Raw genomic sequence first — 8632 nt, 5'->3', positions numbered from 1 at the left:
CATGTTCTGTCGTCTCAAGGACTTCCGGCGGATCGCCACCCGTTACGACAAACGCGCCGACGTCTTCCTCTCCGGCGTGTTCTTGGCCGCCGCCGTAGTATGGTGGGCCAATTGAGTCCGGACCCTAGGGCCGAAATAGGTCTTGGAACGGACGAACGGCTGCTGATTTTCGATCACGGCCTTGAGGTGCTGGAAGATCATCTTCGCGGTGAACGGTTTCGCCAGGAACTGGTCGGAACCGGAATCGCGGGCCGCGATCACATGCTGGACCTCGGTGTAGGCGGACGTGGTGATGATCGGGATCATGCGCGACATGGCCTTGGGATCGCGCCGGGTTTGGCGGACGATCGCGTTGCCGTCGAAGTCCGGGGCCCATTCGACGAAGGCGAGGTCGAGCGGCTTGACCGCCAGCAGCTTGATGGCTTCCTCGGGGGTCGCGGCTTCGGTCACCATGCGGACGTTGAGTTCGCGCAAGATACTGCGCAACATGCGGCGCATGTGCGCGTTCTTGTCGGCGATCAGCACCGCCAGCATCGAGAGATTATAGCCTTCCGCCACCCCTTCCCCCTTGACGTATCGTGGCTTATTTTCGGCGCGTCTTGTTGGTTGTTGGTGCGCCGCCGGCAAGCCAAGTTTTGATCGGGCAGCAATATATTACGCTTACGCGACATACGGAAACGACAAAATAAGCTTCAACATCCCACATATTACCAGAGGCATTCGGCACCCCGACGATGACAATGGTGCGTCGGAGCGTCGCGGGTGCCCGGGACGGACATCGGACTCGAGTTCAGTTGGAGACGGTCGATTTGCCGGCGGGAGCGGCAGCGGAGGCGGGGTTGATATAGGGCGAGGAGATATCGCGCCGATCCTCGCCGCTGCGGCGCTCGATGTCCAGCGCCGGAGATTGCGAAGAATTGTCACCGGTGGCGCGGCGGTTGGTGCCGCTGCGCCGGTCCGGGGCGGAAACGGGGACCCCCTTGCGTCGCTCCCAGCCGTCGGGCGGGGGTCTTTGCTTGCGCCGCCGGCACGGGCCGAAATAAGTCTTGGACCGAACGAACGGCTGCTGGTTCTCGATCACGGATTTGAGCTGCTGCAGGATCATCTTCACGGTGAACGGCTTGGCCAGGAACTGGTCGGAACCGGCATCGCGGGCCGCGACCACATACTGGAATTCGGTGTAGGCCGACGTGATGACGATCGGGATCAAGCGCGATGCCGCGTTGATGTCGCGGCGAATCCGCCGGACCACCGCGTTGCCGTCGAAATCCGGCGCCCATTCGACGAAGGCGAGGTCGAACGGCTTGGTGGCGAGAAGCTTGACCGCGTCTTCCGGGATGACGGCTTCCGTGACCATACGGATATTGATTTCGCGCAGGATGCTGCGAAGGATCCGGCGCATGTGCGCGTTCTTATCGGCGATAAGAACGCTCAGCATCGACAAGTTATAACCTTCGGCCACGACCACCGCTCATTCGGATGCGCGAGACACGCGCCATGCCGTCGATCCAGGATGCAGGAAATCCCCCTAGATTTCGACTGGCTATTAGGTAGGCACCCGAAAAGCGGTTTACAATGAAGAATAAGTACCCATGTACTCGGAACCGGAACCGATCCCGAAAAAAGCGCCTGGGCGCTTAGTCTTTCAAAGCGGGTTTATCCCCTTGACACAAGTATAGGAATTTGTTAAGTTGTGGCCTATAGATAGGAGATAAGGCCATGACCGACAACGAGAAAATGACTGTTAAGGGTTTCTTCGCCCGCTTCCCGACCGATGATGCGTGCCTTGAGCACATCATGGAGGTTCGGTATGGGCTTAGGCGCGTTTGCCGGAAATGCGGCCAGGAAGCGACATTTCACAAGATCGGCGAGCGCCGGGCATACGCGTGTTCCCATTGCGGCGATCACCTGTACCCATGCGCCGGAACCATATTCGAGGATAGCCGTACCAGCCTTCAAAGCTGGTTCTACGCGATCTACCTTTTTGTCGTCACCCGTCACGGCGTTTCGGGCAAGGAACTACAGCGCGGCCTAGGGGTGACTTACAAAACAGCTTGGCGCATGGGCCAGCAAATCCGCATCCTGATGTCGAATACGGACGGCTTTGAAATCCTGCGCGGCCACGTCGAATTGGACGAAGCGTATGTCGGCGGGCGTCGTCATGGAATCGGGCGCGGGCCGGTTGGCAAAACCGTCGTTATGGGCCTCAAGCAGCGCAAGGGGCGGATGGTCGCTCGGGTGATCCCGAACGTGAAGAAAGTCACCCTGCGCGAAGTCGTGCTCAACAACGTGGAGGCTGGCTCTATTATCTCGACGGACGAATTGATGTCCTACAATTTACTCAGCGGCGATGGCTACACGCATGGGCAGGTGAATCATTCAGCCAAAGAGTACGCCTACCCCCACAACAAACATGGTGTAGTGCATCACGTAAACCACGTCGAAAGTTTCTGGCGGGTGTTTAAGAAGTCGATTGCTTCGACGCACATTCACGTTTCGCCGAAGTATATGGCGCGCTATCTCGACGAGTTCACTTTTCGCGCGAACTACCGCGAGAAGCAGAACGCGATGTTCGATCTTCTGATCGCAGCGGTTTGACGACGGTACGAATTGCAGTGTCAAGCTTTTTGCGGTCGGCTGGTCCGATTCCACGCGCTTCCTCTTGGGCAATGAAGTCTTGTAATCGCCCAAGTTTTCGCGCCTCGGCGAGAGATAGGTTGTTGGGATTCCTTGGTGATTCGACTATTTTTCTTGATACGGCCATGCTGACATGCTACATCAAATGCGGCGGCCGCGCCATCAGGTAGGCTAGACCCGATGGCGCAACCAGCCGCTAAGCTTTTAACGCGCGTCGTTTACGCACTGAACACCTACCTTTCTCCGGGCTGCCACCCGGTCCAGAGGTAGCGGTCGCCAACCGCCAAATTCGTTAAGCAGCCGATGCCTTCTTGGTGTCGGCTGCTTCTGTTTCGGCTCCGTCGCCGGAGTCATCGTGAGCATTTTCAGAGTCGCTGGCATTAGCCTTCGGAGGTTTGAGGTTGGGATACCAAGCACGCAAGCCATACTTACCATTTTGCAGCTTGTGGAACATTGAACTGTTCTTCCGGAGCATGGCGCGTAGCACGATGATGGCGTTCCCATCGTCTTTTGACTTGAAATCAAAACCTCCCCCCTTGAGGGCATCGAATATCTCTCTCACGGTAGCGGGAGCATCCCCCCCAGCCGTCTTTCGCATGTCGAGGTATTCCCGAGCGGCTGACCCCATCCGCTTACCGAGAAAAGTGTCGGAGTGAATGGGGAGAGGGCTGTAGCCAACATCTGGACGGATGGCAGATTCTGTCGATGAGCTTGACCAGCCGCCCGGACGCGGCGGTAAACCAGCTTTCGCTCGTAGAACATTAATGCTCGTCAAAAGCGCGTTCCCCTGGCGTTCCAACTCGGCCAAGTCTTTCTCCAGCGCGTCAATGGCTGGCTGGAGTGCGCTTGCAGGGTTTGTCATGTCGCACCTTCTCGGACGTGGATCGCCCGTAAGGTGAGTTATAGAGAATCTTTGGTTTGCCGACAAGCAAAATGTTCTATTTGGCAAACTTTTTGCTCTACGCGGAATGGGCTGATGGGCCAAGCAAATTACTTGCTACTATGGGATAAACCCGTTTCAAAGAAAAATAATTCGGATATCCAACTATTTGCATGCACCGCCGATGCGCGGCCACTTGGCCGCGCGACCTCCTCCAGGACACGGGAGCGCGTCAGCGGGTCGGAACCGGTTTCGGTCCCGAATAGTCGTAAAAGCCGCGCCCGGTCTTGCGGCCGAGCCAGCCCGCTTCGACGTATTTCACCAGCAGCGGGCAGGGGCGGTACTTGGAATCCGAGAGCCCTTCGTGCAGCACCTGCATGACCGCGAGACAAACGTCGAGCCCGATGAAATCGGCCAGTTCGAACGGTCCCATCGGGTGATGGGTGCCGAGCTTCATGGCGGTGTCGATCGCCTCGACCGAGCCGACGCCTTCATAGAGCGTATAGATCGCCTCGTTCAGCATCGGCAGCAGGATGCGGTTGACGATGAAGGCGGGAAAATCCTCGGCGTTGACCGGCGTCTTGCCAATCTTAAGCGTGAGCTCGCGGATGGTGCGGTAGGTTTCTTCCTCGGTCGCGATGCCGCGGATCAGTTCGACCAGTTCCATGCGCGGAACCGGATTCATGAAGTGCATGCCGACGAACTTGCCCGGCCGGTCGGACTGCGCGGCGAGTCGGGTGATGGAGATCGACGAGGTGTTGGTGGCGACGTACGCCTCGGGCCCGAGCGCCGGACAGATCTTCTTGATGATCTCCTTCTTGATCCTTTCGTCCTCGGTCGCCGCCTCGATCACCAGGTCGCAGTCCTTGAAGTCCTCGTATTTCAGTGAGGTCGTAATGCGCTTGAGGGTTGCATCGGCCTTGGCCTGGTCGAGCCGCTTCTTCTCCACCTCGCGCTGGAGGTCGCGTTGGATCGCCTTCATGCCCTTGTCGAGGGCCTCGGTCGAGAGGTCCAGCATCAGGACATCGAGCCCGGCGGCCGCGCAGACCAGCGCGATACCGTGACCCATTTGTCCCGCTCCGACGACGCCGATCTTCCGAATGTTGTTGGCCATGATGTCCTCGTCAGTTTGGCGCCCGGGGCCTTCGCGCCCCGGGCGCGGTTCATTTTCCGAGTGCCGCCGTCAATTCCGGCACCGCCTTGAACAAATCCTCGACCAGGCCGTAATCGGCGACCTGGAAGATGGGGGCTTCCTCGTCCTTGTTGATGGCGACGATCACTTTGCTGTCCTTCATGCCGGCGAGATGCTGGATCGCGCCCGAGATGCCGACCGCGATATAGAGATCGGGCGCCACCACCTTGCCGGTTTGGCCGACCTGGAAGTCGTTGGGCACGAATCCGGCGTCGACCGCCGCGCGCGAGGCGCCGACCGCGCCGCCGAGCCGGTCGGCGAGCGCCTCCAGCAGCTTGAAATTCTCGCCGCTCTGCATGCCGCGCCCGCCGGAAACCACGACGCGGGCGCTGGCGAGCTCGGGCCTGGCCGAGCGGGTCAGCTCCTGGCCCACGAACGCGGCCAGACCCGGATCGGCGGGGGCGGCGACCTCCTCGATCGGGGCGGGCGACGGGGACTTTTCGGCCTCGGCAAAGGCGGTCGCGCGCACGGTGACGGCCTTGATCGGATCCTTCGCGCGCACCGTGACCAGGGCATTGCCGGCGTAGATCGGGCGCACGAACGTGTCGGGCCCCTCGATGGCGACGATGTCGGAAATTTGCGCGACGTCGAGCAGCGCGGCGACGCGCGGCATCAGGTTCTTGCCGAAGGTGGTGGCGGGAGCGAGAACGTGGGAGTGATTCTTGGCGAGCCCCGCCACCAGCGGTGCCAGCGTTTCGGCGAGGGGGTGCGCGTAAACGTCCGCGTCCGCGATCAGGACCCGGGCGACGCCCTTGAGGTTGGCGGCCGCCTCGGCGGCGGCGTGGCAGTTACGTCCGGCGACCAGGACCGTCACTTCGCCCAACTGGCGCGCGGCTGTCGCCGCGTGCCGGGTGGCCGGGTTGAGGACGGCATGGCCGTGTTCGGCGACAAGCAGGACGGTCATCTAGATCACCTTCGCCTCGTCGCGCAATTTGGCGACCAGGTCGGCGACGGTGGCCACCCGCACGCCCGCCTTGCGCTTGGGCGGCTCGGCCACCTTGAGGATGTCGAGGCGCGGCGCCACGTCGACGCCGAGGTCCGAGGGCTTCAACGTCTCGATCGGCTTTTTCTTCGCCTTCATGATGTTGGGCAGCGACGCGTAGCGCGGCGTATTGAGGCGCAAATCCGTGGTCGCCACCGCCGGCAGTTTCAGCAGCAGCGTTTCCAGCCCGCCGTCCACTTCGCGGGTGACGCGGAGCCTGTCGCCCTCGACCGCGAGCTTGGAGGCGAACGTGCCCTGCGCCCAGCCGAGCAGCGCGGCGAGCATCTGGCCGGTCTGGTTGCAATCGTTGTCGACCGCCTGCTTGCCGAGGATGACGAGGCCGGGATTTTCGCGCGCCACGACGGCCTTCAGGACCTTGGCGACGGCGAGCGGTTCGGTTTCGGCCGGCGCCTCGACCACGATGCCCCGGTCGGCGCCCATGGCGAGCGCGGTGCGCACCGTTTCCTGGCAGGCTTGCGGCCCGACCGAGACGGCGACGATCTCGCTCGCGATGCCCGCTTCCTTGAGGCGCACCGCTTCCTCGACCGCGATTTCGCAGAACGGATTCATCGCCATCTTGACGTTGGCGGTCTCGACGCCGGTCTGGTCCGCCTTTACGCGCACCTTGACGTTGGCGTCGATTACCCGCTTCACGGCGACGAGGATTTTCATGAATGTTCGCAGTCCGGGGCGGGCGGCGCGGGGGGCGCCGGCCCCAATCCGTTGATTTCGCAGACGCAAAATTAGGGGGCCCGCCCGGGGCGGTCAAGAACGGCCTAAAAGGCTTAGGGATTAGGCTTCCGGTCCGCCGCGCCCGCACAACGGCGGCGCGAAAGAAATGCCCCTGTCAGCGGTTGGCGCCGGGGGTCCAGAGCACGTCGGAAGCGCCCCGGTCGTTGAGGTGGCGGGCGAGCACGAACAGGTGGTCCGAGAGCCGGTTGATGTAGCGCAGCGCCGCCCCGCCCACCGGCTCGTCGCGTTTGAGCGCGACCATCAGGCGTTCGGCCCGGCGCACCACGGTGCTCGCGAAATGAATGTGCGCGGAAGCCGGGCTGCCGCCCGGCAGGATGAAGGACTTGAGCGGTTGCAGGGCCGCGTTCATGCGGTCGATCTCGCGCTCGAGCCGCTCGACCTGGGCGTCGGTCACGCGGAGCGCGTTCGCCCCCTTGCGCCCGTCCTCGGGCGTGGCGAGATCGGCGCCGAGGTCGAAGAGATCGTTCTGGATGCGCGCGAGCAACACGTCCGGCTCGCCCGCCGTGTGCAGGCGCGCGAGTCCGATCGCGGCGTTGGCTTCGTTGACCGCGCCGATGGCCTCGATGCGGGGACTGTCCTTGGCCACGCGCTCGCCGTCGCCGAGCGAGGTTTCGCCCTGGTCGCCGCCGCGCGTGTAGATGCGATCGAGGGTGACCATCAGGAAAGCCCGAGCCAGATCGAAAGGCCGATCAGGGCGACGGCAATCGCCTGCGCCGCGACGCGAAGGCGCATCAGGCGGTTGCCGTGGCGCGCGTTGAAGCGCCCGCCGACGGCAAAGCCGCCGATGCCGACGAGAAGGATCGCCAGCGTCGCGCCGAGCGCGACTACGAGCAGGATAGGAAACAGCCCGGCCATGGCCCGATGTTAGACCCGGCGCGGGCGACCGTCATGAAAAAAAGCGTCAATTCCGCCGCGCCAGCAGCCCGCGCGCGACCACGTGCGCCTGGATTTCCGCCGCGCCTTCGAAGATGTTGAGGATGCGCGCGTCGCACAGCACCCGGCTGATCGGGTATTCGAGGTGCCTTTATTACGACGCTTACGGCATATGCGGATATTTGGATAAACGGCGCACTCAAAGGACTTACCCCCGTAATTTCCCAGCTCTTGGCGATGAAAAAGAAACAAGGGTAGGATGAAAAAGCTATCGGCAATTACGCATAATATTGGGGAGCGTCATGGCAATCAAAAAACGGATTGCTGACCGGATTCGGCAACAGCTCAAGCGTTATCAATCTATCTTAGCCGAAGCAAAGGGTCGTGACATCAATGAGCCCGATACCGTCACGATCCTGATTGATATGCTTGCCGATTTGTTTGGTTATAACAAATTTACAGAGGTAACTAAAGAATTTGCGATCCGAGGGACGTATTGCGATTTAGCAATACAGGTTGGGCAGGATATTCGATTTTTGATCGAGGCGAAGGCAATAGGCGTTCCCCTTAAGGAAAATCACATTAAACAGGCCGTTGACTATGCCGCGAACGAGGGAATTGAGTGGGTCATTTTGACGAACGGAGCCCAATGGCAAATCTATAAGGTTCAATTTCAGCAACCGATTGATAAGACTCTCGTGTTCGAAGTTGACGTTCTACAATCCAACCCCCGTGATCCCCAAATTATCGAGTATTTTGGCAATCTTACAAAAGAGGGATTTACGCAATCATCAATGACGACTTTTTATCAGCAGCAGCAAGTTACTAGCCGATTCTCTCTGGCAGAATTGCTGTTTAACGAACGAGTACTAAAAGCATTGCGCAAGGAAATTAAGAAGATCGCGCCAAAATTGAAGATAGATATTGATGCGTTGGCGGTGACGCTTCGTAACGAAGTTTTGAAACGGGAAGTTATTGAAAGCGATGAAGCTAAACAAGCCGTCCATTTTCTTAAAAAATCGTCTCGCTCGGCATCTAAGAAAAGGGCTACAAAAAACGCTGAGCCATCACCATCGTCTGCTGCTCAAAGTCCAGCGCCAAATGTACAAGAACTAGCGGGGCAAGGCTCCGCAGGAAAAAGTTAGATAATCGATTTTGTCATACCAAATTAGTTTGGTGCCTAGCGGGTGACCTGAGCCCCGAGTTTCATCCAGCGATGGGTAGAGCCCGTTCTGCATTTGAGCCCATCTGGCTCGGTGGTGCAACGGGATGGGGCGCGGAGCCCCCAAGGAGCTCAAGCGTCCCATCCCGTTGC

At 60.2% G+C, this 8632-nt stretch carries 12 protein-coding genes and 1 pseudogene; 3 read left to right on the top strand and 10 right to left on the bottom strand.

Going from position 1 to position 8632, the window contains the following annotated elements; translation table 11 throughout:
- On the top strand, positions 1-115 hold a 115-nt coding region (locus FJ311_15045), incomplete at its 5' end, for an IS5/IS1182 family transposase (GenBank protein MBM3952754.1).
- Here FJ311_15045 and FJ311_15040 read toward each other — a convergent pair.
- Together FJ311_15040 and FJ311_15035 are read right to left on the bottom strand one after the other, a co-directional pair.
- Positions 43-558: a response regulator gene (locus tag FJ311_15040; GenBank protein MBM3952753.1), complete on the bottom strand. Its 516-nt coding sequence runs from the start codon at positions 556-558 to the stop codon at positions 43-45. The two genes, FJ311_15045 and FJ311_15040, sit on opposite strands and share 73 nt — an antisense overlap.
- Positions 559-790: 232 nt before the next feature.
- Positions 791-1438: a response regulator gene (locus FJ311_15035; GenBank protein MBM3952752.1), complete on the bottom strand. Its 648-nt coding sequence runs from the start codon at positions 1436-1438 to the stop codon at positions 791-793.
- 281 nt (positions 1439-1719) lie between these two features.
- Between FJ311_15035 and FJ311_15030 the strand changes: the two genes are divergently transcribed.
- Positions 1720-2598 carry an IS1595 family transposase gene (locus FJ311_15030; protein MBM3952751.1) on the top strand — a complete coding sequence of 293 codons (879 nt, stop codon included), beginning with the start codon at positions 1720-1722 and terminating at the stop codon, positions 2596-2598.
- A 331-nt stretch (positions 2599-2929) separates the two neighbouring features.
- Here the strand turns inward: FJ311_15030 and FJ311_15025 are convergent, their stop codons facing one another.
- The 7 genes and pseudogenes from FJ311_15025 to FJ311_14995 all read right to left on the bottom strand — a co-directional run bounded on the left by FJ311_15025 (position 2930) and on the right by FJ311_14995 (position 7459).
- Complete coding sequence (locus FJ311_15025) at positions 2930-3499, bottom strand: hypothetical protein (protein MBM3952750.1); 570 nt, start codon at positions 3497-3499, stop codon at positions 2930-2932.
- Between the two features lie 250 nt (positions 3500-3749).
- Positions 3750-4631: a 3-hydroxybutyryl-CoA dehydrogenase gene (locus FJ311_15020; GenBank protein ID MBM3952749.1), complete on the bottom strand. Its 882-nt coding sequence runs from the start codon at positions 4629-4631 to the stop codon at positions 3750-3752.
- 49 nt (positions 4632-4680) lie between these two features.
- The gene (locus FJ311_15015) at positions 4681-5613 is read right to left on the bottom strand and encodes an electron transfer flavoprotein subunit alpha/FixB family protein (protein ID MBM3952748.1); all 933 of its coding nucleotides are present in this window, start codon (positions 5611-5613) and stop codon (positions 4681-4683) included.
- The gene (locus tag FJ311_15010; GenBank protein MBM3952747.1) at positions 5614-6363 is read right to left on the bottom strand and encodes an electron transfer flavoprotein subunit beta/FixA family protein; all 750 of its coding nucleotides are present in this window, start codon (positions 6361-6363) and stop codon (positions 5614-5616) included.
- Between the two features lie 175 nt (positions 6364-6538).
- The gene (locus FJ311_15005; protein ID MBM3952746.1) at positions 6539-7102 is read right to left on the bottom strand and encodes a cob(I)yrinic acid a,c-diamide adenosyltransferase; all 564 of its coding nucleotides are present in this window, start codon (positions 7100-7102) and stop codon (positions 6539-6541) included.
- Complete coding sequence (locus FJ311_15000; GenBank protein MBM3952745.1) at positions 7102-7299, bottom strand: twin transmembrane helix small protein; 198 nt, start codon at positions 7297-7299, stop codon at positions 7102-7104. Before FJ311_15000 ends, FJ311_15005 begins: the two co-directional genes overlap by 1 nt.
- Positions 7300-7345: 46 nt before the next feature.
- Positions 7346-7459, bottom strand: a pseudogene (locus FJ311_14995) (hypothetical protein).
- 160 nt (positions 7460-7619) lie between these two features.
- Here FJ311_14995 and FJ311_14990 point away from each other — a divergent pair.
- Positions 7620-8462 carry a restriction endonuclease subunit R gene (locus FJ311_14990; protein MBM3952744.1) on the top strand — a complete coding sequence of 281 codons (843 nt, stop codon included), beginning with the start codon at positions 7620-7622 and terminating at the stop codon, positions 8460-8462.
- On the opposite strand, the gene FJ311_14985 is transcribed toward FJ311_14990, so the two are convergent.
- Positions 8430-8632 (bottom strand): hypothetical protein (locus tag FJ311_14985; protein ID MBM3952743.1); only part of this gene is annotated, 203 nt, incomplete at its 5' end. The genes FJ311_14990 and FJ311_14985 overlap by 33 nt on opposite strands.

The sequence above is a fragment of the Rhodospirillales bacterium genome (assembly GCA_016872535.1).
Lineage (GTDB): Bacteria > Pseudomonadota > Alphaproteobacteria > Rhodospirillales > 2-12-FULL-67-15 > 2-12-FULL-67-15.
Note: the sequence above shows the minus strand (reverse complement) of the source record. Positions and strands in the feature narration are given on the sequence as shown.

What these genes read in the sequence shown, in the direction of transcription:
- FJ311_15030 (MBM3952751.1), top strand. Translation starts at nt 1,720, where the DNA reads ATGACCGACAACGAGAAAATGACTGTTAAGGGTTTCTTCGCCCGCTTC.
- FJ311_15010 (MBM3952747.1), bottom strand. Translation starts at nt 6,363, where the DNA reads ATGAAAATCCTCGTCGCCGTGAAGCGGGTAATCGACGCCAACGTCAAG.
- FJ311_15005 (MBM3952746.1), bottom strand. Translation starts at nt 7,102, where the DNA reads ATGGTCACCCTCGATCGCATCTACACGCGCGGCGGCGACCAGGGCGAA.
- FJ311_14990 (MBM3952744.1), top strand. Translation starts at nt 7,620, where the DNA reads ATGGCAATCAAAAAACGGATTGCTGACCGGATTCGGCAACAGCTCAAG.
- FJ311_15025 (MBM3952750.1), bottom strand. Translation starts at nt 3,499, where the DNA reads ATGACAAACCCTGCAAGCGCACTCCAGCCAGCCATTGACGCGCTGGAG.
- FJ311_15020 (MBM3952749.1), bottom strand. Translation starts at nt 4,631, where the DNA reads ATGGCCAACAACATTCGGAAGATCGGCGTCGTCGGAGCGGGACAAATG.
- FJ311_15000 (MBM3952745.1), bottom strand. Translation starts at nt 7,299, where the DNA reads ATGGCCGGGCTGTTTCCTATCCTGCTCGTAGTCGCGCTCGGCGCGACG.
- FJ311_15015 (MBM3952748.1), bottom strand. Translation starts at nt 5,613, where the DNA reads ATGACCGTCCTGCTTGTCGCCGAACACGGCCATGCCGTCCTCAACCCG.
- FJ311_15035 (MBM3952752.1), bottom strand. Translation starts at nt 1,438, where the DNA reads ATGCTGAGCGTTCTTATCGCCGATAAGAACGCGCACATGCGCCGGATC.